Here is a 19624-nt window from a genome sequence, read left to right on the forward strand (position 1 = left end):
CCCTCAGGCCGACCGGTTTTCGAATGCCGGCGGGGCCAGTTGGCCGGTCTCGAACATTTCCCGGTAGACGGCCATCACCGCCTCCTCGATCGGCTCCATGGCGTGTTCGCCGTTCGGCAGGATGCCGGCGTCTTCCAGGTGCCCCCAGGGCTCGATGCCGATCCTGGAGCACAGCACCACCTCGCAGCCGTCGAGCACGCGGATGGTCCGCTGAAGCGCGGTCTCCGCATCGCCGCAGGTGGTGTCGCCGGCGCAGTACTGGTCGGTCTTGCGATGGCCGATGAAGCGCGCACCCGTCGGGCTCGCCTCGTAGACGAGGAATTCCTTGGCGTGGCCGAAATGCTGGTTGACGACGCCCTGGCCGGAGCTGGCGACCGCCATGTAGACGGAGCGCAGGCCCTTCGGCAGGCCGCTCGCCGTCGCGGTCGCGGCTTTCGCCGACTGCGCGGCGCGCTGGGCATCGCGCGAGGCCTCGATCGCCTGATGGATCTCGGCCCTCTTCTTCATCGCCGCGTCGTAGTCGATCTCCATGGCGTCGATCTTGTCGAGGGTGAACTCCTGGCCGCGGTCCTCGCCGAGGAGGCCGACCGCATCGGCCCGGCACTGGCGGCAATGGCGCATCATGTTCATGTCGCCGCAGGCATCCTGCAGGGCGGTCAGCTCCGACTGGCTCGGGCTCCGCTGGCCCATGACGCCGTAATAGGTCCCGTGCTCCTCTTCCGCGATCAGCGGCATGACGTTGTGCAGGAACGCACCCTTTTCCTTGACGATCCGGCTCACCTCTTTCAGGTGCTCGTCGTTGACGCCGGGAATGAGCACCGAATTGACCTTCACCAGCACGCCGCGTTCGACGAGCATCTGAAGGCCCTTCTGCTGCTGCGCGATCAGGATTTTCGCCGCCTTGACGCCGCGGATGCGCCGGTTCTTCCAGAAGATCCAGGGATAGATCTTCGCGCCCACCTCCGGATCGACACAGTTGATGGTGATGGTCACGTGGTCGATGTTGTGCTTGACCAACTCCTCCACATGGTCGGGCAGGGTGAGCCCGTTGGTGGAGACGCAGAGCTTGATGTCCGGCGCCTTGTCGGAAAGCTGGCGGAAGGTGTCGAAGGTGCGCGCCGGATTGGCCAGCGGATCGCCGGGACCGGCGATGCCGAGCACGGTCATCTGCGGGATGGTGGCGGCCACCGCCAGCGTCTTCTTGACCGCCTGGTCCGGCGTCAGCAGTTCGGAGACGACGCCCGGCCGGCTCTCGTTGGCGCAGTCATATTTGCGATTGCAGTAGTTGCACTGGATGTTGCAGGCCGGCGCCACCGCCACATGCATGCGGGCATAGTGGTGGTGCGCCTCTTCCGAATAGCAGGGATGGTTCTTGACCCGCTCGCGGATGTGCTCCGGCAGGTGCGCCATCTGGTCGTCGGTCGAGCCGCAGGAGCCCTTCGAGCAGCCGCCTTCCGACGGTGTGGCCGGTCCGAGAACTTTCAGTTCCATCCCCAAGGACTCCTTCGCTGGCAGGGCTCATATTAATGGCGGCTTAACGGTCCCATCCGGCATAGCAACGGCCGTGCCAGCTTGCCGCGATGCGGCAAGGCACTGATTTTTCATGAGTTTTGGAAGGGCTTCAGGCGGCCGGGCGTGTCCTGAAACCGACAATCGCCCGGCCGGCTCTTTGTGCTATTCGCGACAATGAATGGATGTGGCCGAAAAAAAAGCAGCCGGCGAGCGGTCGGCTCAGATCCGGCGCATCTTGATGTCGAGCACCTTGATCCGATAGGCGATCTGGCGCGGCGTCATGTCGAGCAGCCGGGCCGCCTTGGCCTGCACCCAGCCGGCCTCTTCCAGCGCCGCGATCACCCGTTCCCGCTCGCTGAGGGCATCGTCCTCCCAGAGCCGCGCGCCGCTGCCCGAGCCAGTCTCCGGCGGGCTCGCCCGGGCCGGAACCGGCGGCATCGGCGGGGCCGAGGCCGGAGATGACGGCGATTGCGGGCGGGCCGGCGCCGGGCTGAGCAGCGCCTTGTCCGGCAGGCCGGCAAGGGCGATGACGTCGCGGTCGATGGTGCCGTCGGCGCTCATCACCGCCGCCCGCTCCATGCAGTTTTCCAGCTCGCGCACATTGCCCGGCCAGGAGTAGCGCATCAGCAGCCGGAGCGCGCTGTCGGTCAGCATCAGCTCGCGGCCCTGCTTTTCCGCCACCTTGGCGACGAGGAAGCGGGCGAGCTCGGGAATGTCGTCGAGCCGGTCGCGCAGTGCCGGCATGGTGATCGCCATGACGTTGAGGCGGTAATAGAGGTCCTCGCGGAAGTCGCCTTTTTCCACCGCGCTCTCAAGGTCCTTGTTCGTGGCGGCGATGATGCGTACGTCGACCTTAAGGGTGCGATTGCCGCCGACCCGCTCGAACTCGCCCTCCTGCAGGACGCGCAGGAGCTTGGACTGGAAGGCCGGCGAGATCTCGCCGATCTCGTCCAGGAACAGCGTGCCGCCGTCAGCCTGCTCGAAGCGGCCCTTGCGCAGCGACGTGGCGCCGGTGAAGGCGCCCTTCTCGTGGCCGAAGAGCTCCGATTCCAGGAGGTTGTCCGGCAGCGCGGCGCAGTTCAGCTTCAGGAACGGCCCGCTGCCGCGCGGCGAATTGTAGTGGATGGCGTTGGCGACCAGTTCCTTGCCGGTGCCGCTCTCGCCGCGGATGAGCACCGTGGTGTTCCACTTGGCGACGACGCGGACCTGCTCGAACACCACCCGCATGGTTTCCGTGTCGCCGATGATGTTGGCAAAGCCGTGCTGCTGCTTGACCCGGCGGTGCAGCCGGTCGCGCTCCGACCGGAGCTGGTCCTGCTCCAGTTCCACCGCCCGCGAAAGCTGCACGGTCTGGGCCATCAAGGAGGCGATCATCTCAAGGAGCTTGGCCTGGTCCTCCAGGAACTTGTCATTGCGCATCGGCTGGGCGGCGAGGACGCCGAGCGGCGCGTCGCTGCCATAGAGGATCGGCACGCCGATGAACGGCAGATCCGGGTCGTAGACGCCGAGCCGGTCGAGGAAGCGCGGCTCCTCGGCGATCCGCGGCACGATGATGGCGTTGCGCGAATGCAGAATGGTGCCGACCACCCCCTCGCCGGCGCGGTAGCGCACGTCGTGGGCGATGGTGGCGCTGTCCTGGTGAACGTCGGTGATGTGGAGTTCGCCCGTCTCGCCGTCGACGAGGCCGATCATGCCGTAATGCAGCCGCCCCTCCTCGTGCAGCAGCTTCAGCACTTCCTTGGACGTTTCGCGCAGGTTCAGCGACCGGCTCAACAGGCCGCTCACCTTGTAGAGCGTCTCCAGCTCCTGCTTGTAGAAGGCGCAGTAGACGGGCCGCGGGCAGATGCGGTCGGATCGGCTGAGGTTGCGCTGTTCATCCATGGGCGTCACCACGCTCTCTTCCGGGTCCGGTCGTCCGCCGAGGGATCGCGCCGGCAGGCGGGCAGGGCAATCCGCATCACGCAACCGATATGGTGGCCGTCGTCGATCAGGATGTCGCCGTCCAGTTCGCCGACGATCTGGCGGGCAAGGGCAAGGCCCATGCCTGCGCCGCGCCGCCTTTCGCTCCACAGCGAGCAGAACGGCTCGAAGATGCGGGAGCGGTCGGCCCGGTCGATGCCGGGGCCGCCGTCGCGGATCACCGTCTCGATCATTCCGTCGTCGGTCACGACGGTGGTGATGCGCACATCGTGGTCATGGGCACCGGGCTCGCCGACGGCGGTGATGGCGTTGTCGATCAGGGTCTTCAGGAGGATGCGCAGGAGGTTCTCCTGGCCGTAGACCGGCGCCAGATCCCGCTCCGGCGTCCAGTCGACGACGATGCCGGCGGCCGACAGCCGGTTCGCCGACATCACGAGCACGTCGCGGATCACCTGGTTGAGATTGACCGGCGCCTTGACCGGCGGGCTTTCCGGCGGCAGCGCCGTCTTCAGCCGCTCGATCGCCTGCTGGCCCGACATCAGCGCCGCGTCCGTTGCCTGCGACAGCGCCCCGTCGGCGCCGTCGCGCCGGCTCAGCATGCCGGCCATCGCCTGGATAACGTTGAGCGGCCCCTGCAACTGGTAGAGCGCGCCCTCGATCACTTCCGTCAGGTTCCGGCGCATCTCCAGCTCGGTCATCTCGGCGCGGACCGCGTGGAATCTTGCGTGCTCGTACTGGCTCTTCAGGTTGGTGACCTCGTTGCAGACGAGCAGCAACGCATTCTGCAGCCGGCTTTCGAAATAGCTGTCGGCGGCAAGCTCGAATTCGCGCACCCAGATCGTCGAACAGGAGAACCAGCGCACCCGCATGCCCGGGATCAGCACCCGGACCTCGACGCCGGAGAGGGTCCGCTCCTCCTCGCAGGCGCTCTGCATGTCGTCGCCGAGCAGCGGCCTCAGTTCGTCGAGGAAATACTCCGCCGGCACCGCATCGCCCATGTCGTGGGCGAGCCGCTTGTAGGCCCGGTTGTCGATGATCACCTTGCCGGAGACGTCGACCAGCGCCATCACCACCGGGGCACTGTCGATGATGCTCTCGATCAGGTTCTTCTGGTTTTCCACCTGGCGCTGGAGATGGTTCATCTCCGTGATGTCCCGGTGCATGCCGAGATAGTAGCGGATGGTACCGAGCCGGTTCTTCACCGGCACGATGGTGAGTTCCGCCAGGTAGCGCTCGCCGGATTTCTTCCGGTTGACCAGCTTGCCGTGCCAGGTCTCGCCGCCCGAGATCGTCTTCCAAAGGTCGAGATAGACCGCCCGCGGCGTCGCCTTGGCAGAGAGCAGCGCCTCGTTCTGGCCGACGACGTCCTTGACGCCATAGCCGGTCAGCCCCTCGAAGGCCGGGTTGACGTAGACGATGTTGGCCTCCGTGTCGGTGACGGAGATGGCAACGGAGAGCTGCTCCACCGTCTCGCGGTAGAGCCGCGGCGGCAGCGACCCGTCCGCCGGCATGGCGCTCGGCCCGAAGATCTCCTCCACCTCCGGCGGCAGATCGTCCGGCAGCGACGACAGGATCGCCGTCAGCGCTGCACAGGCTTCGAAATGTTGCTCTTTGCCGGGTTCGTTGCTCATCCCTACCTCGCCCGCCCTCAAAAAGGTTCGGGGATACTTAAAGCAAGATGCATGCCTTTAGGGGCGTGGTCCGGCGCTCCAAAAAGGCCCGTTACCGTGGCGTTTGTCGCCCCCGCAGGGCCCGCTGTGTAGGCTTTGCGACAAGCACGGGCGGCGACACTTACGCGATGTCGCATTATCGACAAATATTCTACCGCAGTGCAACAAAAGGATTCGGCGACGTTTCGTCCCGAATCCGGCCCCTTCCCCCGGCCCCTCCCGCGCCCTGCGCCGTCTGGCATGGATAATGCTCTTTTTGAGACGAACGCAGTCGCGAACGACGGGACGTCTGGGCGCGCAATGGAACACTACCTGATCATTTTGCTGGGGACGGCGCTGGTCAACAACGTTGTGTTGGTCAAGTTCCTTGGCCTGTGCCCGCTGATGGGCGTCTCCAACAAACTGTCGGCGGCGCTCGGCATGGGCTTTGCCACCACCTTCGTGCTGACGGTCGCCTCGACCGCGAGCTGGGTGCTGGAGACCCTGATGCTGCAGCCGCTCGGGCTCGGCTATCTGCGCATCCTCACCTTCATCCTGGTGATCGCCGCCATCGTGCAGTTCACCGAGATGACAGTGCGCAAGGCCTCGCCGGTGCTGCACCAGGTGCTCGGCATCTACCTGCCGCTGATCACCACCAACTGCGCGGTGCTCGGCGTCGCCCTGCTCAACGTCCAGGAACAGCACAGCTTCGTGGAGAGCATGCTCTACGGCTTCGGCTCCGCGGTCGGCTTCACGCTGGTGATGGTTCTTTTTGCGGGCCTGCGCGAACGGCTCCGGATCGCCGACGTGCCGGCCGCCTTTTCCGGGGCTCCGGTGGCGTTCCTGACCGCCGGGTTCCTGTCGCTCGCCTTCATGGGCTTTGCCGGCCTGGTGACGCAATGAGGAGATACGGATGATCGAGGCGATGGCCGTCCTGTTCGGACTGGGGGGAGCGCTTGGCGGCGGACTGGGCCTTGCGGCTTATTACCTGCGCGTCGAGGGCAACCCGATCGCCGAGGAAATCGAGGGCCTCTTGCCCGGCACCAATTGCGGCCAGTGCGGCTATCTCGGCTGCTCGGCCGCCGCCGAGGGCCTTGCCAAGGGCGAGATCGGCGTCGCCATGTGCCCGCCCGGCGGCAAGGCGCTGGCCAGCCAACTCGCCGACAAGCTCGGCGTGGAAGCCGACCTTTCCGGCATGAAGGACAAGGGCCCGGTCACCGCCTTCATCTTCGAGGACCTGTGCACCGGCTGCACCAAGTGCCTGAAGCGCTGCCCGACCGACGCCATCGTCGGCGCCTCGCGCCAGATGCACGGCGTCGTCGACGATGCCTGCACCGGCTGCGAGGTCTGCGAGGAGGTCTGCCCCACCGGCGCCATCACCATGCGCCCCGTCACCGACACGCTGATGACCTGGCACTGGCCGAAGCCGGACACGGGCCTGGCGGCATGAGGGAGACGGCGATGAAGATGTTCCGGATCAAGGGCGGCATCCACCCCGACGAGCGCAAGGACCTCGCTGCCGGCAAGGCGATCGAGACCGTGCCGTTGCCGAGCCTGTTGCGCATCCCGCTGCAGCAGCACATCGGCGCGCCAGCCGTCACCGTCGTCGAAAAGGGCGACGAGGTGAAGAAGGGCCAGTTGCTGGCCTCGGCCCGCGGCCCCGTCTCCGCCGCCATCCACGCCCCGACCTCCGGGCGCATCAGCGCCATCGGCCGCTTCGTCGCCCCGCATCCGTCCGGCCTGCCCGGCCAGACCATCACCATGCGCCCCGACGGCAAGGACGAATGGGGCGAGCTCCCCGCCCCGATCGACGATCCCTTTTCCGTCGGGCCCGACATCATCGCGGAACGCGTCGCCGCCTCCGGCATCGTCGGCATGGGCGGCGCCACCTTCCCTTCCGCCGTCAAGCTCGGCCTGCGCAACCGCAACAAGCTGGAGACGCTGGTCATCAACGCCGCGGAGTGCGAGCCGTACCTGACCTGCGACGACCGCATGATGCGCGAGCGCAGCGAGGCCGTCATCGACGGCATCCGCATCCTGCGCCATGCCCTCGGCGTGGAACGGGCGATCATCGCCATCGAAGGCAACAAGCCGGAGGCGCTGGCGGCCCTCAAGGCCGTCTGCTCGGCCAACCAGTTCAAGGACGTGCTGATCGCCCGGGTCCCGACCCGCTATCCGATGGGCTCCGAAAAGCACCTCGTCCAGACGCTGACCGGCAAGGAGACGCCGGCCCGGGCGCTGACCGCCGATATCGGCGTCGTCGTCCATAACGTTGCCACCTGCTACGCCATCCGCGAGGCGGTCCGCTTCGGCCGGCCGCTGATCTCGCGCGTCGTCACCGTCAGCGGCGGCGCCATGGCGCGCACCGGCAATTTCGAGGTGCCGATCGGCACGCCGATCTCGCACCTGATCGACCATTGCGGCGGCTTCAACAAGGAGCCGGACCGCCTGCTCCTCGGCGGCCCGATGATGGGCCAGCCGATCTCCTCGACCAGAACCTCCGTCGTCAAGGGCAGCAACGGCGTCCTTGCCCTCGGGCCCGACGAGACGCCGGCGCGCCAGACAATGCCCTGCATCCGCTGCGCCTCCTGCGTTTCCGCCTGCCCCTGCGGCCTGACGCCGTTCGAGATGGCCGGCCACATCCGCAAGGAGGAACTCGACGCCGCCGTCAAGATCGGCCTCCTCGACTGCATCGCCTGCGGCTCCTGTGCCTGGGTCTGCCCGGCGAGCATCCCGCTGGTCCAGTACTTCAACTACGCCAAGGGCAAGCTGACCGCCCAGCAGCGCGCCAAGCACAAGCAGGAAGAGACCAAGCGCCTCACCCAGTTCCGCGAGGAGCGCATGGAGCGCCAGAAGAAGGCCAAGCAGGAAGCGATGGCCCGCATGAAGGCCGAGCGCGAGGCCAAGAAGAAGGCCGACGCGGAGAAGAAGCGGGCCAAGCAGGAAACGATCGGGGCATGAACGCTCTCGTCGGCGGACCGCACGCCCATTCCGGAAACAGCATCTCAAGGACGATGGTGCTGGTCCTGGTCGCGCTGATGCCTGCCACCCTGTTCGGCTTTTACGAGTTCGGCTGGCCGGCCGTGTTCCTGTTCCTCGTCACCGTTGCCGCCGCGATCGCCGCGGAATCCTTTTCCCTCGCCCTTGCCGGCAAGCCGCAAAAGCCCTTCCTGCTCGACGGCTCGGCCGTCGTCACCGGCTGGATTATTGCGATGACCCTGCCGCCCTGGGCACCCTGGTGGATCGGCGTCGTCGGCTCCTTCATCGCCATCGTGCTCGCCAAGCACGCCTTTGGCGGCCTCGGCCAGAACGTCTTCAACCCGGCGATGATCGCCCGCACGGTGCTGCTCATCTCGTTTCCGATCGAGATGACCCAGTTCCTGACGCCCCAGCCGATGTTCACCGGCAGCTCGCCCGGCTTCCTTGAAGGCCTTGAGATCACCTTTGCCGGCCACACCGCCTTCGATGCCGTCTCCAGCGCCTCGCTGCTCGGCGCCATCAAGACCCAGCTCGGCCTCGGCGTCCCCGTCAACGAAGTGGTCGGCGGCTCGCTGTCGCTGACGGCGATGGCGCTCGGCATCGTGCCCGGCTCCATGGGCGAGACCTCGGCCGTCGCCATCCTCCTCGGCGGCATCCTGCTCCTTGCCACCCGCACCATCACCTGGCACGCGCCGGTGGCGATGATCGTGACGATGGCCGTGCTCGCGGGCCTCTTCCAGGCGATCGACCCCGGCCGCTATCCGGGACCCGCCATCCACCTCGTCTCCGGCACCTTCCTGTTCGCCGCCTTCTTCATCGCCACCGACTATGTGACGGCGCCGGCGACCGGCATGGGCAAGCTGATCTTCGGGGCCGGCGTTGCCGCCCTCACCTTCATCATCCGCACCTGGGCCTCCTATCCGGAGGGCATCGGCTTTGCCATCCTCCTGATGAACGCCGCCGTGCCGCTGATCGACCACTATGTCCGTCCCCGCATCTACGGCCGCACCCGTTCCGGCGAGCCGATCCGCTACGAAGAGACCTGACGGCAATGGCGCGGATTCCAGGTTCCAGCTTCTACGAAAAGCTCTCCCGGCGCCTCGTCCGCCGGCGCCCGCCGAAGGCGTCCGATGACGGCAACAGCGAGGCCGAGGCGCTGGTCGAGCCCGACGGCGCCGCCGACGCGGCTGCAAGCGCCACGGCCGCCGGCGAGCACGGCACCCGCTCGCCGCTCTATCTGGCGGCCCTCCTCGGCGGCTTCGCGCTGATCGGCGCCGCCCTCCTCGCCACCGGCTTTGCCACCACCGAGGACGCCATCGAGCAGCGCCACAAGGAGGACCTCCAGGCTTCGCTTTCGATGGTGATGCCCGAGGACCTGCACGACAACGATCCCGTCGTCGATGCCTGGAAGTTTTCCGCCACCGACGACAATTCCCGCATGATCTATCCGGCGATCCGCGACGGCGAAGTCACGGCCGTTGCCTACCGCGTCACCGGCCAGGGCTATGGCGGCGCCATCCTCATCCTGATGGGCGTCGCCGCCGACGGCGAACTGCTTGGCGTCCGCGTCCTGCAGCACGCCGAGACACCGGGCCTCGGTGACAAGATCGAGGCGGAAAAGAGCGCCTGGATCGAAAAGTTTTCCGGCCTGTCCTTCGGCAACACGCCGGAGGACGATTGGCGGGTGAAAAAGGACGGCGGCCGGTTCGACCAGTTCTCCGGCGCGACGATCACCCCGCGCGCCGTCGTCAAGGCCGTCCGCGAGGGGCTGGAATTCTTTGCCAGCTACCGCGACGCCCTGACCGCCCTGCCGAAACGGACCAGCGAGGCGAACCCATGAGCACCGACTACAAGCGCATCGCCAGCGACGCCATGTGGAGCAACAACGTTGTCTTTGCCCAGATGCTGGCGCTTTGCCCGCTCCTGGCGGTCACCGGCACGGCCACCAACGGCCTCGGCATGGGGATTGCGACCACTGCGGTGCTCGTCGCCTCCGGGCTCATCGTCTCGATCCTGCGCAATCTGATCGAGCCGGAGATCCGCATCCCGGCCTTCGTCCTCATCATCGCCATCCTCGTCACCCTGGTGGAGATGCTGATGAATGCCTGGCTGCACGACCTCTACAAGGTGCTCGGCCTGTTCATCCCGCTGATCGTCACCAACTGCGCGATCCTCGGCCGGGCCGAGGCGTTCGCCTCCAAGGTCAAGGTGCTGCCGGCCGCCTTCGACGGGCTGATGATGGGCCTCGGTTTCACCTTCGCCCTCGTCGTCCTCGGCGCGATCCGCGAGATCCTCGGCTCCGGCACGTTGTTCGCCAACGCCTCGCTGTTCCTCGGCGACAGCTTCGGCTTCCTGGAAATCACCGTCATTCCCGAATACCGCGGCTTTCTGCTCCTCGCCCTGCCGCCGGGGGGCTTCCTCGTCCTCGGCCTGCTGCTTGCCGGAAAACGCATTCTCGATGCCCGCGCCGCCCGCGCGGAGGCCGACGGCGAGGACGAGGAACGGCCCGCGGCCAAGGAAATCGTCGTCGGAAACTGATCTTTTTGGGAGTTTCAGGCCATGAACATCGGCGTTGCCTACGTCACCCCCGTCCACAAGGTCTGGCTGCGCATGGAGATGCCCGACGACAGCACGGTGCGCGACGCCATCGAGCGCTCCGGCATCCTCGGCCAGTTCCCGGAAATCGACCTGGAGCACCAGAAGGTCGGCGTCTTCGGCAAGATCGCCAAGCTCGACGCCCCGCTTTCCGAGGGCGACCGGGTCGAGATCTACCGCCCGATCACCGCCGACCCGGACCTCGTGGAGCGCAAGGACCAGGAGGAGGAGTGAGGCTGGCCGTCGTTCGGCAGCCTGACGCGTTGATGCCCCCTGGCAAACCTCCGATTGTCATTGCGAGCGCAGCGAAGCAATCCAGAAACGGCCTCTCGAATCGGCAACGGCATGCCGTGCTGATGAGGGCACTCGCCCCCGGCTCTCCGCTTCGCTACGGCCGGGGTGACGGCGGAGTAGTACGCAGCCGAACTTGCCGGTCCTCAAACGCCGCTCTGGATCGCCGCGTCGGCCTTCGGCCTCCTCGCGATGACGATCATAGTGTTGACGGCGTCATAGCGAGAGCGAAGGGATCCAGAAAGCCACAAGGACGGGCCTTCCGCCCTCGCACCCTCACCCCGCACTCAACCCACCCGCTTCCTCGATGAACTCCACGACGTCGGAAACCCCCTTGCCGTCGGTGACGACGGTGAAGAGGAACGGGCGCTCGCCGCGCATTTTCTCCGCGTCCCGCGCCATCACCTCAAGGCTGGCGCCGACCAGCGGAGCAAGATCGATTTTGTTGATGACGAGGAGGTCGGAGCGGGTGATGCCGGGTCCGCCCTTGCGCGGGATCTTGTCGCCGGCCGACACGTCGATGACGTAGATGGTGATGTCGGCAAGCTCCGGCGAGAAGGTGGCGGCAAGGTTATCGCCGCCGGACTCGATGATGACCATGTCGAGGTCGGGGAACGCCGCCTGCATATCCGCGACCGCCGCAAGGTTGATCGAGGCGTCCTCGCGGATCGCCGTGTGCGGGCAGCCGCCGGTCTCAACGCCGGTGATGCGCTCCGGCGGCAGCGCGCCCGACCGGGTGAGGAACTCAGCGTCCTCGCGGGTGTAGATGTCGTTGGTGATGACGGCGACGGAATAGCGGTCGCGCATCGCCTTGCAGAGCGCGTCGGTGAGCGCCGTCTTGCCGGAGCCGACCGGCCCGCCGATGCCGACCCTAAGGGGCCCGTTATGGGTGTCCGTCATGAGCGGAAGAGCCTCGTATGCTGGGTTTCGTGTTTCATGGAGGAGAGATCGGCAAGGAGCGCCCCGTTGGCGACGTCGTCAAGGGCCTTTTCCAGCGCCCGCGCCGCGCTTTGCTCCACCAGAGGCATCACCGCGGCGGTGATGCGCTGGCCGTCGGTCTGGCCGAGCGGCACGAGGCGCACGGCGGCCGAGACGAGATTGGCGGCAAAGGCCTGCAGATAGGCGCGGGCGGCAAGCTCCACCGGCACCCCATGCCCCGCGGCGACGACGCCGACGGCAACGGGATAGGCGTAAGGTCCGCTGAACGCGGCCTTCAGGGCATCGAGCGTCGGCGTCGGCCATGCCGCCTCCGTGACCTTCAGGAACGCCGCCCCTTGCGCATGGCTTTCCAGCGCCAGCTCCGCCGTCCCGGCAAAGGCGGCGGCGAGTTCGGCCGTCTCGGCCAGTGCCGCCGCGTCGCCCTCCATCGCCGCCCGATGCGCGTGCCCCAAAAAGACCGCGTCGGAAAAGCCGCCGCCGAGTTCCACGATGTCGGCGATCCAGGCCTTGGCGGTCGCCGCATCGCGGACACGGCCGGCCTCCACCGCCTGGTCGAGCCCATGGCTGTAGGTGTAGGCGCCGACCGGATAGGCCGGCGACAGCCAGGTCATCAGGGCAAGCAGCGGATCGCTCACCGGTTCAGCCTTTCGGCAAGGTCGTCATAGTCGCCCATGGCGAGATATTGCAGCTCGCGCGCAAGCCTGAGCGCCGGCTTGGCGAGAAAGAACAAGGACCCGATGAGGAAACACCAGGTCGCCGGGATATAGAGCGACTGCCAGAAGAACAATGCCGAGCCGACGACGAACAGGATCGCCGCAAGGAAGTCGACGCAGGTATGGGCGATTTCGTAGAGGGCGTAGATGCGTTCGTGGCGCGGCGATTTCGAGCGGTTGCGGGAATCGAACAGCGTCATGAAGGCCTCTGGGGTGTGCGATCAGCCGTGCGAATGGCTGTGATGGTGGGAATGACCGTGATCGTGGGAATGGCCGTGGTCGTGCCCATGCTCATGGGAGTGACCGTGCCCGTGATCATGCCCATGCGTGCGGCCATAGCCATAGGCTCCACCCTCCGGATTGAACGGCTCCTCCACATGGCGGACGGTGGCGCCAAGCTTTGCGACCATTTCCTCGATGACGTGGTCGCGCTCGATCAGGAGCCGGTCGGGAGCGATCTGGACCGGCAGATGCCGGTTGCCGAGATGGTAGGCGAGCCGGACGAGGGCATGGGGATCGGCAACGGTGACCTCCGCCAACGCCTCGTCGGCCGCGGCAACGGCAACGAAGGAGCCGTCCTCGGTTTCCAAAAGATCGCCATCCTTCAGCACGGTGGCCTTCGGAAGATCGACGAGCAGCTTTTGACCGGAGGCAGTGGTCAGCACTTTTCTGCGCAGATAGCGGCTCTCATAGTCGAGAAGCACGCTGTCGCCCACGGCCTTGCCTGCCGCATGTTCCGCATCGACGACGCTGCGCGCGATGGTCATGTCGGTCACGAATACGCTCCCCGTTTTCCCGAAAGGCCGCTGCTGGATTGCCGCGTCGGCCTGACGGCCTCCTCGCAATGACGTTGAATAGGATGCGGCACAGCTCCCTCCGCCGTCATTGCGAGCGAAGCGAAGCAATCCAGAACGTGCGCAGCAGGCACAAATGCCCGCTTTGTCTCGACCGCGCCCTCCCGCGTCATTGCCGGGCTTGACCCGGCAATCCATGAGGCCTTTCGGAACAATCCGTCAGGCCGGTTTTTGCCGCTCGTCATCATGGACCACCGGGTCGACGCCCGGTGGTGACGCCGAGCAGGATGCGGACGGAGCGCAAGAGCCTTTGCTGACCGACCGTGGGCCATTGCGGCACGCAATTTTGTCATGGTCGCCACTGCTCTCCGCTGCCTCTGGTCCTCAGAACAAGAAATACCGCTGCGCCATCGCCAGTTCCGCGGCGGGCTCGCAGGTGAGCAACTCGCCGTTGGCGCGGACCTCGTAGGTCTCCGGATCGACCTCGATGTCCGGCGTCGCCGCATTCAGCACCATGGAGGCCTTGGAGATGCCGCCGCGGGTGTTGGAGACGGCGACCAGCTCCTTCTGAAGCCCCAGCGTCTCGCCGATCCCGGCAGCAACAGCCGCGCCGGAGACGAAGGTGACCGAGCTTGCCGTCAGCGAGCGGCCGAAGGCGCCGAACATCGGCCGGTAGTGCACCGGCTGCGGCGTCGGAATGGACGCGTTCGGGTCGCCCATCGGCGCCGCCGCGATCGTTCCCATCTTGACGACAAGGTCCGGCTTGACGCCGAAGAAGGCCGGCGACCACAGCACCAGGTCGGCCAGCTTGCCGACCTCCACGCTGCCGATATGGGCCGACATGCCGTGGGCGATGGCCGGGTTGATGGTGTATTTGGCGATGTACCGCTTGACCCGGAGATTGTCGTTGTCGCCGGTTTCGTCCGGCAGCCGGCCCCGCTGCTTCTTCATCTTGTCGGCCGTCTGCCAGGTGCGGATCAGCACCTCGCCGACCCGGCCCATCGCCTGGCTGTCCGAGGCGATGATGGAGAACGCGCCCATGTCGTGGAGGATGTCCTCGGCCGCAATCGTCTCCTTGCGGATGCGGCTTTCTGCAAAGGCGATGTCCTCCGGGATCGAGGCATCGAGATGGTGGCAGACCATCAGCATGTCGAGATGCTCGTCGACCGTATTGACCGTGTAGGGCCGCGTCGGATTGGTCGAGGAGGGAATGACGTTCTGCTTGCCGCAGACCTTGATGATGTCCGGCGCGTGGCCGCCGCCGGCGCCTTCCGTGTGGAAGGCGTGGATGGTGCGGTCCTTGAAGGCGGAGACCGTATTCTCCACGAAGCCGGACTCGTTGAGCGTGTCGGTGTGGATCATCACCTGCACGTCCATGTCGTCGGCGACGGACAGGCAGCAGTCGATCGCCGCCGGTGTCGTCCCCCAGTCCTCGTGCAGCTTCAGGGAGCACGCCCCGGCCTCGACCTGCTCAACGAGGGCCTCGGGCTTCGACGCATTGCCCTTGCCGGAAAGCGCAAGGTTGACCGGGAAGGCGTCCGCCGCCTGCAGCATGCGCCCGATATGCCAGGCGCCGGGGGTGCAGGTCGTCGCGAGCGTGCCGTGCGCCGGGCCGGTGCCGCCGCCGAGCATGGTGGTGACGCCCGCCATCAGCGCCTCCTCGATCTGCTGCGGGCAGATGAAGTGGATGTGCGCATCGAAGGCGCCGGCGGTCAGGATCTTGCCCTCGCCGGCGATCGCCTCGGTCGACGGACCGATGACGATGTCGACGCCGGGCTGGATGTCCGGGTTGCCGGCCTTGCCGATCGCCGCGATGCGCCCGTCCTTCAGGCCCACATCGGCCTTGATGATGCCGGTGGCATCGACGATCAGCGCATTGGTGATCACCGTGTCCATGGCGCCGCCCGCCCGCGTCACCTGGCTCTGGCCCATGCCGTCGCGGATCACCTTGCCGCCGCCGAATTTTACTTCCTCGCCATAGGTGGTGAGGTCCTTTTCCACCTCGATGAAGAGGTCGGTGTCGGCGAGCCGCACCTTGTCGCCGGTGGTCGGGCCGTACATGGCCGCATAGGCGGCGCGGGAGATCTTTGCGGGCATTTCTTATCGTCCCTTCGGGAAGGTGTTCCTTGAAAACAAAAAATCAGTCGATCCAGAGGCTCCGGCTCCGGTGCCAGTCCTCGATCGATTCCGCCGGATAGACGTCGAAAACTTGGTCGTTCGGGCCGATCTGCGGTTCCACCCAGGAGGCCTTGGAGGAAAGCATCATGTGGACGTTTTCGGGCGGGGTCGGCAGGTCGGTGTCGATGGCAGAAGCGAAGGGGTGGACGAGGTCCGGCCACGCGTCGTCAGAAACCCAGAGCGCCGAGCCGCATTTGGTGCAGTAGCGCCGCTCGCCGGAGCTGACCTCGCAGGACCCGTCCTCGCGGTGGATCCTGGCGTGGAACATGCCGATGGAGGCTTCACCCTCGACCGTCAGCGTTGCCGCATCGCCCATGATGTTGATGGCATAGCCGCCGCCTCCGCCGGTCTTGCGGCAGATCGAGCAGTAGCAGCGCTGGTAGGGATAGGGCGTCTGGCTTTCCACCGTGAAATGCACGGCGCCGCAATGGCAGGAGCCTTTAAGCGTCATCGGCATGGCCGGCCTCCCTTCGGTCTTTTCACGGCGTCATTGCGAGGCCGCGAAGCGGCCGCGGCAATCCAGACGGCGGTGCAGCACGCCGAAGCTGCTCTGGATTGCTTCGTCGGCTGGCGCCTCCTCGCAATGACGGACGAACCAGAGCCCACTACAGCGCCCCCATGACCTTCTGATTGAAGCCATAAACCTCGCGCTTGCCGGCAAGCGGCACCAGGGTCACGTCGCGCGACTGGCCGGGCTCGAAGCGCACGGCCGTCCCGGCCGCGATGTCGAGCCGCATGCCGCGGGCCTGATCGCGGTCAAAGTCGAGCGCGGGGTTGGTCTCGAAGAAATGGTAGTGGGAGCCGACCTGCACCGGCCGGTCGCCGGTATTGGCGACGGTCAGCGTCACGGTCGCCGCGCCGGCGTTCAGTTCGATCTCGCCGTCCGCGGCGATGATTTCTCCGGGGATCATGGCTGTCTCCTGGAGTGGATGGCAGGGAAAGGGGACACCGGCTTTCGCATGAACGCACCGGCAAAGGCCCAAACACACGGCGTCACCACCGGGCTTGACCCGGTGGTCCATCGTGAGTCAGCGGCAAGACGGAAAGGCCCAATGGATTGCCGGGTCAAGCCCGGCAATGACGCCTGAGAGGATGCGCATGCCTGCAGGATGGCGGAATGGTCGAGCACCGACTCCTCCTAGCGGATCGGGTCGTGGACGGTGACGAGCTTGGTGCCGTCGGGGAAGGTCGCCTCGACCTGGACGTCGTGGATCATCTCCGCCACCCCGTCCATCACCTGCTCGCGCGTGATCACGCCGGCGCCGGCGGCCATCAGGTCCGCGACGCTGGTGCCGTCGCGCGCGCCCTCCATGACGAAGTCGCTGATCAGCGCCACCGCCTCCGGATGGTTGAGCTTGACGCCGCGCTCCAGCCGGCGCCGCGCGACCATCGCCGCAACGCTGATGAGGAGCTTGTCCTTTTCCCGTGGTGTGAGGTTCACGTCTAAAACTCCATCCAAAAAAGCCGTCAGCACGCCCAGACGCGGGGCAGGCCGAGCCCGCCTGCGCCGCTGTCGGCAAAACTAGCAAGAACTTCGGTCAGCAGGAACTGCAGATCGCGCCGCAACTGATCGCCGGTGTCGCCGACGATGCGGGTGACCAGAACCGGGCCGATGCGGCTGCAGGCGGCGTTCGACGACAGCCCCGCCGTCAGCTCCCGCCAGGTCGCAAGACGCGCCTCGGCGTCGGCGCCCACATAGAGCAGCGTCGCGATAGAACGCGCGCCGCCGGCGATCGCCGGGCGCCTCAGCGTCGCGCCGATCGGCCCGTCGATGGCGAAGCGGTCGGCAAAGACCAGTTTGCCGGCAAAGCGAATGCGCCAGCCGTCGGAAACGAGGCCGATTTCCACCACCTCGCCCATGGCGCGACGCCCGAAGACGAGGGACTCGGTCGCGAGTAGCCGCCCGCCTTCGGCGACATCGGCCTGGGTGGTCCGCCGGATCGCACCGCCGTCGAAAAAGATCGTTTCCTGCGGCAGCCAGAGGCCGAGGGCATCGTCGGCAACGGTCAGGCGCGTTTCAACATTCGCCACGTCTGCCGACGCCTTGTAGACTCTTTCCGCCGCCTGCGAGGTCACGGACGCCACCGTGCCTTCGCCCCAAGTCACCTCCGAGCCGATCTGATCACCGCCGGTGAGCCCGCCCGAGGTGTTGATGAGGACGGCTTCGGCTGCGTCCCCAAAACTGCGCGGAAATCGCGCCTTCATGCATCCGGACTGGAAGAGGTCGTCGATGACGGTTTTTTCCCCGCGCCGCTTGAACGCAATCCGCGCCGTGCCGGCGGAGCGCTGGGCTCTGGGCAAGGAACGCTCGGGTAGTTCGGGAATCGCGGCGGCCATGGCGGGAACCGGAGGAAAGAAGGTTCCGACTCCTAGCACAGCGCGGACGGCTGCGTCACGACGGGCAAGCGCCATCAGACCGTCAGGTGGCGCCGGATCTCGTCCTCCGGCACCGCGCCCATCTCGCCGGCAACGACGATCTCGCCGCGGTCCATGACGGCAAAGCTGTCGGCAAGGTCGCGGGCGAATTCGAAATACTGTTCCACCAAAAGGATCGCCATGCCGCCGCGGTCTCTGAGCAGCGCAATGACCCGCTCGATGTCCTTGATGATCGACGGCTGGATGCCCTCCGTCGGCTCGTCGAGCACCAGCAATTCCGGCTTGGTGACGAGGGCACGGGCGATCGCCAGCTGCTGCTGCTGGCCGCCGGAAAGGTCGCCGCCGCGACGGCCCAGCATGCTTTTCAGCACCGGGAAGAGCTCATAGATCTCCTCGTCGATCTTGCGTTCCGAGCGCGGCAGGGCGGCAAAGCCGGTCTCAAGGTTCTCCTTCACCGTCAACAGCGGAAAGACATCGCGCCCTTGGGGCACATAGGCGATCTTCGCCCGCGCCCGTTCGGGCGGGCGCATGCCGGCAAGGTTTTTGCCGTTCCAGACGATGTCGCCATTGGCCACCGGATGCTGGCCGACGACGGCGCGCAACAGGCTCGTCTTGCCGACGCCGTTGCGGCCGAGCAGGCAGGTGACCTTGCCCTTTTCCGCCGTCAGCGACACCTCCCAGAGGGCCTGGGCTGCGCCGTAGAACAGATCGATTTTCTGGACCTCAAGCATTCTATGAACCCACCAGAACGCATTGCAATTTCACCGACCTATCGTCATTGCGAGCGAGAGAAGCGAGCGCGGCAATCCAGAGCGGCACGCTCGGAGCCCGCGGCCCCTGGATTGCCGCGGCGCCTTCGGCGCCTCGCAATGACGGCAATGCGTTCGCCAATGTCATCGTCACGCCTCCCTCTTACCGCCCCAGATAAACCTCGATGACATTCTCGTCGTTGCTGACATCATCCATCGAGCCTTCGGCCAGAACGTGCCCCTCGTGCAGCACCGTGACCTTGACGCCGAGGTCACGCACGAAGGTCATGTCGTGTTCCACGACCACCACCGACTGCTCCTGTGCGATCTCGCGCAGGAGCACGGCTGTCTCCGCGGTCTCCGCATCGGTCATGCCGGCCGCCGGCTCGTCGACGAGGAGGAGCTTCGGCTCCTGGGCGAGCAGCATGCCGATCTCCAGCCATTGTTTCTGCCCGTGGCTGAGATTGGCGGCGAGCCAGTCGCGCCGATCCTTGAGGCGGATGGTCTCCAGGATCTCGTCGATCCGCTCCGCCTCGTCCGCGCGGCTCGACCCGAACAGGACGTTGAAGACGCGCCGGTCGGTCTTCAGGGCGAGTTCCAGATTGCCCCGCACGGTGTGGCTTTCGAACACCGTCGGCTTCTGGAATTTTCTCCCGATGCCGAGTTCCGCGATGTCGGCCTCGTCGAGCTTCGTCAGGTCCGTGTGGCCGGCGAACAGGATGTCGCCCTCGTCGGGTCGCGTCTTGCCGGTGACGACGTCCATCATCGTCGTCTTGCCGGCCCCGTTCGGGCCGATGATCGCCCGCATCTCGCCCGGCGCGACGACGAAGGAGAGATTGTTCAGCGCCTTGAAGCCGTCGAAGCTGACGGTGACGTTGTCGAGGTAGAGGATCGAGCCGGCGGCAAGCTGTTCGCTGGTCATCGCGCCC

21 protein-coding genes are annotated in these 19624 nt (G+C 66.4%); 7 read left to right on the top strand and 14 right to left on the bottom strand.

Annotated features, from left to right (window positions below; genetic code table 11):
* Nucleotides 1-3: 3 nt before the first annotated feature.
* The 3 genes from nifB to nifL form a co-directional block, all read right to left on the bottom strand.
* The gene (nifB, locus tag M2319_RS06245) at nucleotides 4-1491 is read right to left on the bottom strand and encodes a nitrogenase cofactor biosynthesis protein NifB (RefSeq protein ID WP_264600587.1); all 1488 of its coding nucleotides are present in this window, start codon (nucleotides 1489-1491) and stop codon (nucleotides 4-6) included.
* A 240-nt stretch (nucleotides 1492-1731) separates the two neighbouring features.
* Complete coding sequence (gene nifA / locus M2319_RS06250) at nucleotides 1732-3393, bottom strand: nif-specific transcriptional activator NifA (RefSeq protein ID WP_264600588.1); 1662 nt, start codon at nucleotides 3391-3393, stop codon at nucleotides 1732-1734.
* Nucleotides 3394-3398: 5 nt separating this feature from the next.
* The gene (gene nifL, locus M2319_RS06255; protein WP_264600589.1) at nucleotides 3399-5063 is read right to left on the bottom strand and encodes a nitrogen fixation negative regulator NifL; all 1665 of its coding nucleotides are present in this window, start codon (nucleotides 5061-5063) and stop codon (nucleotides 3399-3401) included.
* Between the two features lie 339 nt (nucleotides 5064-5402).
* Between nifL and rsxA the strand changes: the two genes are divergently transcribed.
* From rsxA to M2319_RS06290, 7 genes are read left to right on the top strand one after another with little or no spacing between them, the layout of a single operon-like run.
* Complete coding sequence (gene rsxA / locus M2319_RS06260) at nucleotides 5403-5984, top strand: electron transport complex subunit RsxA (protein ID WP_264600590.1); 582 nt, start codon at nucleotides 5403-5405, stop codon at nucleotides 5982-5984.
* A 10-nt stretch (nucleotides 5985-5994) separates the two neighbouring features.
* Nucleotides 5995-6531, top strand: coding sequence for an RnfABCDGE type electron transport complex subunit B (locus M2319_RS06265; RefSeq protein WP_264600591.1), 537 nt, complete (start codon nucleotides 5995-5997; stop codon nucleotides 6529-6531).
* An 11-nt stretch (nucleotides 6532-6542) separates the two neighbouring features.
* The gene (gene rsxC / locus M2319_RS06270) at nucleotides 6543-8042 is read left to right on the top strand and encodes an electron transport complex subunit RsxC (protein ID WP_264600592.1); all 1500 of its coding nucleotides are present in this window, start codon (nucleotides 6543-6545) and stop codon (nucleotides 8040-8042) included.
* A complete protein-coding gene (locus tag M2319_RS06275) occupies nucleotides 8039-9106 on the top strand; it encodes an RnfABCDGE type electron transport complex subunit D (protein ID WP_264600593.1) in 1068 nt (355 codons plus the stop codon). The genes rsxC and M2319_RS06275 overlap by 4 nt, the downstream gene beginning before the upstream one ends.
* A gap of 5 nt (nucleotides 9107-9111) precedes the next feature.
* Entirely contained in the window at nucleotides 9112-9900 is a 789-nt protein-coding gene (rsxG, locus tag M2319_RS06280) for an electron transport complex subunit RsxG (RefSeq protein ID WP_264600594.1), read from the top strand.
* A complete protein-coding gene (locus M2319_RS06285) occupies nucleotides 9897-10598 on the top strand; it encodes an electron transport complex subunit E (protein WP_264600595.1) in 702 nt (233 codons plus the stop codon). The genes rsxG and M2319_RS06285 overlap by 4 nt, the downstream gene beginning before the upstream one ends.
* 21 nt (nucleotides 10599-10619) lie before the next feature.
* Nucleotides 10620-10889 carry an RnfH family protein gene (locus M2319_RS06290; RefSeq protein ID WP_264600596.1) on the top strand — a complete coding sequence of 90 codons (270 nt, stop codon included), beginning with the start codon at nucleotides 10620-10622 and terminating at the stop codon, nucleotides 10887-10889.
* A 333-nt stretch (nucleotides 10890-11222) separates the two neighbouring features.
* Here M2319_RS06290 and ureG read toward each other — a convergent pair whose 3' ends face one another.
* The 11 genes from ureG to urtD form a co-directional block, all read right to left on the bottom strand.
* Nucleotides 11223-11846 carry an urease accessory protein UreG gene (ureG, locus tag M2319_RS06295; RefSeq protein WP_264600597.1) on the bottom strand — a complete coding sequence of 208 codons (624 nt, stop codon included), beginning with the start codon at nucleotides 11844-11846 and terminating at the stop codon, nucleotides 11223-11225.
* On the bottom strand, nucleotides 11843-12520 hold the full coding sequence (locus tag M2319_RS06300) for an urease accessory protein UreF (RefSeq protein ID WP_264600598.1): 678 nt from the start codon (nucleotides 12518-12520) through the stop codon (nucleotides 11843-11845). Before M2319_RS06300 ends, ureG begins: the two co-directional genes overlap by 4 nt.
* Nucleotides 12517-12798: a YrhK family protein gene (locus M2319_RS06305; RefSeq protein WP_264600599.1), complete on the bottom strand. Its 282-nt coding sequence runs from the start codon at nucleotides 12796-12798 to the stop codon at nucleotides 12517-12519. The genes M2319_RS06300 and M2319_RS06305 overlap by 4 nt, the downstream gene beginning before the upstream one ends.
* A 21-nt stretch (nucleotides 12799-12819) precedes the next feature.
* Nucleotides 12820-13365, bottom strand: coding sequence for an urease accessory protein UreE (gene ureE / locus M2319_RS06310; protein WP_264600864.1), 546 nt, complete (start codon nucleotides 13363-13365; stop codon nucleotides 12820-12822).
* A 411-nt stretch (nucleotides 13366-13776) separates the two neighbouring features.
* Nucleotides 13777-15489, bottom strand: a complete 1713-nt coding sequence (gene ureC / locus M2319_RS06315) for an urease subunit alpha (protein ID WP_264600600.1) — start codon at nucleotides 15487-15489, stop codon at nucleotides 13777-13779.
* Nucleotides 15490-15532: 43 nt separating this feature from the next.
* The gene (locus M2319_RS06320) at nucleotides 15533-16027 is read right to left on the bottom strand and encodes a GFA family protein (protein ID WP_264600601.1); all 495 of its coding nucleotides are present in this window, start codon (nucleotides 16025-16027) and stop codon (nucleotides 15533-15535) included.
* A gap of 148 nt (nucleotides 16028-16175) precedes the next feature.
* Nucleotides 16176-16481 (bottom strand): urease subunit beta, encoded by a 306-nt coding sequence (locus tag M2319_RS06325; RefSeq protein ID WP_264600602.1) that lies wholly within the window; start codon nucleotides 16479-16481, stop codon nucleotides 16176-16178.
* A 227-nt stretch (nucleotides 16482-16708) separates the two neighbouring features.
* Nucleotides 16709-17011, bottom strand: coding sequence for an urease subunit gamma (locus tag M2319_RS06330; RefSeq protein ID WP_111435783.1), 303 nt, complete (start codon nucleotides 17009-17011; stop codon nucleotides 16709-16711).
* A gap of 26 nt (nucleotides 17012-17037) precedes the next feature.
* Nucleotides 17038-17982, bottom strand: coding sequence for an urease accessory protein UreD (locus tag M2319_RS06335; protein ID WP_264600603.1), 945 nt, complete (start codon nucleotides 17980-17982; stop codon nucleotides 17038-17040).
* Nucleotides 17982-18677, bottom strand: coding sequence for an urea ABC transporter ATP-binding subunit UrtE (urtE, locus tag M2319_RS06340; RefSeq protein ID WP_264600604.1), 696 nt, complete (start codon nucleotides 18675-18677; stop codon nucleotides 17982-17984). The genes M2319_RS06335 and urtE overlap by 1 nt, the downstream gene beginning before the upstream one ends.
* Nucleotides 18678-18858: 181 nt before the next feature.
* Entirely contained in the window at nucleotides 18859-19617 is a 759-nt protein-coding gene (gene urtD, locus M2319_RS06345; protein WP_264600605.1) for an urea ABC transporter ATP-binding protein UrtD, read from the bottom strand.
* Nucleotides 19618-19624 lie beyond the last annotated feature (7 nt).

The sequence above is a fragment of the Rhodobium gokarnense genome (assembly GCF_025961475.1).
GTDB lineage: Bacteria > Pseudomonadota > Alphaproteobacteria > Rhizobiales > Rhodobiaceae > Rhodobium > Rhodobium gokarnense.

Coding starts and splice junctions, on each gene's coding strand:
- rsxC (WP_264600592.1), top strand. CDS start 6,543: ATGAAGATGTTCCGGATCAAGGGCGGCATCCACCCCGACGAGCGCAAG.
- M2319_RS06275 (WP_264600593.1), top strand. CDS start 8,039: ATGAACGCTCTCGTCGGCGGACCGCACGCCCATTCCGGAAACAGCATC.
- M2319_RS06305 (WP_264600599.1), bottom strand. CDS start 12,798: ATGACGCTGTTCGATTCCCGCAACCGCTCGAAATCGCCGCGCCACGAA.
- M2319_RS06265 (WP_264600591.1), top strand. CDS start 5,995: ATGATCGAGGCGATGGCCGTCCTGTTCGGACTGGGGGGAGCGCTTGGC.
- ureC (WP_264600600.1), bottom strand. CDS start 15,489: ATGCCCGCAAAGATCTCCCGCGCCGCCTATGCGGCCATGTACGGCCCG.
- nifA (WP_264600588.1), bottom strand. CDS start 3,393: ATGGATGAACAGCGCAACCTCAGCCGATCCGACCGCATCTGCCCGCGG.
- M2319_RS06320 (WP_264600601.1), bottom strand. CDS start 16,027: ATGCCGATGACGCTTAAAGGCTCCTGCCATTGCGGCGCCGTGCATTTC.
- urtE (WP_264600604.1), bottom strand. CDS start 18,677: ATGCTTGAGGTCCAGAAAATCGATCTGTTCTACGGCGCAGCCCAGGCC.
- rsxA (WP_264600590.1), top strand. CDS start 5,403: ATGGAACACTACCTGATCATTTTGCTGGGGACGGCGCTGGTCAACAAC.
- ureE (WP_264600864.1), bottom strand. CDS start 13,365: ATGACCATCGCGCGCAGCGTCGTCGATGCGGAACATGCGGCAGGCAAG.
- nifL (WP_264600589.1), bottom strand. CDS start 5,063: ATGAGCAACGAACCCGGCAAAGAGCAACATTTCGAAGCCTGTGCAGCG.
- M2319_RS06290 (WP_264600596.1), top strand. CDS start 10,620: ATGAACATCGGCGTTGCCTACGTCACCCCCGTCCACAAGGTCTGGCTG.
- M2319_RS06335 (WP_264600603.1), bottom strand. CDS start 17,982: ATGGCGCTTGCCCGTCGTGACGCAGCCGTCCGCGCTGTGCTAGGAGTC.
- M2319_RS06325 (WP_264600602.1), bottom strand. CDS start 16,481: ATGATCCCCGGAGAAATCATCGCCGCGGACGGCGAGATCGAACTGAAC.
- ureG (WP_264600597.1), bottom strand. CDS start 11,846: ATGACGGACACCCATAACGGGCCCCTTAGGGTCGGCATCGGCGGGCCG.
- rsxG (WP_264600594.1), top strand. CDS start 9,112: ATGGCGCGGATTCCAGGTTCCAGCTTCTACGAAAAGCTCTCCCGGCGC.
- nifB (WP_264600587.1), bottom strand. CDS start 1,491: ATGGAACTGAAAGTTCTCGGACCGGCCACACCGTCGGAAGGCGGCTGC.
- urtD (WP_264600605.1), bottom strand. CDS start 19,617: ATGACCAGCGAACAGCTTGCCGCCGGCTCGATCCTCTACCTCGACAAC.
- M2319_RS06285 (WP_264600595.1), top strand. CDS start 9,897: ATGAGCACCGACTACAAGCGCATCGCCAGCGACGCCATGTGGAGCAAC.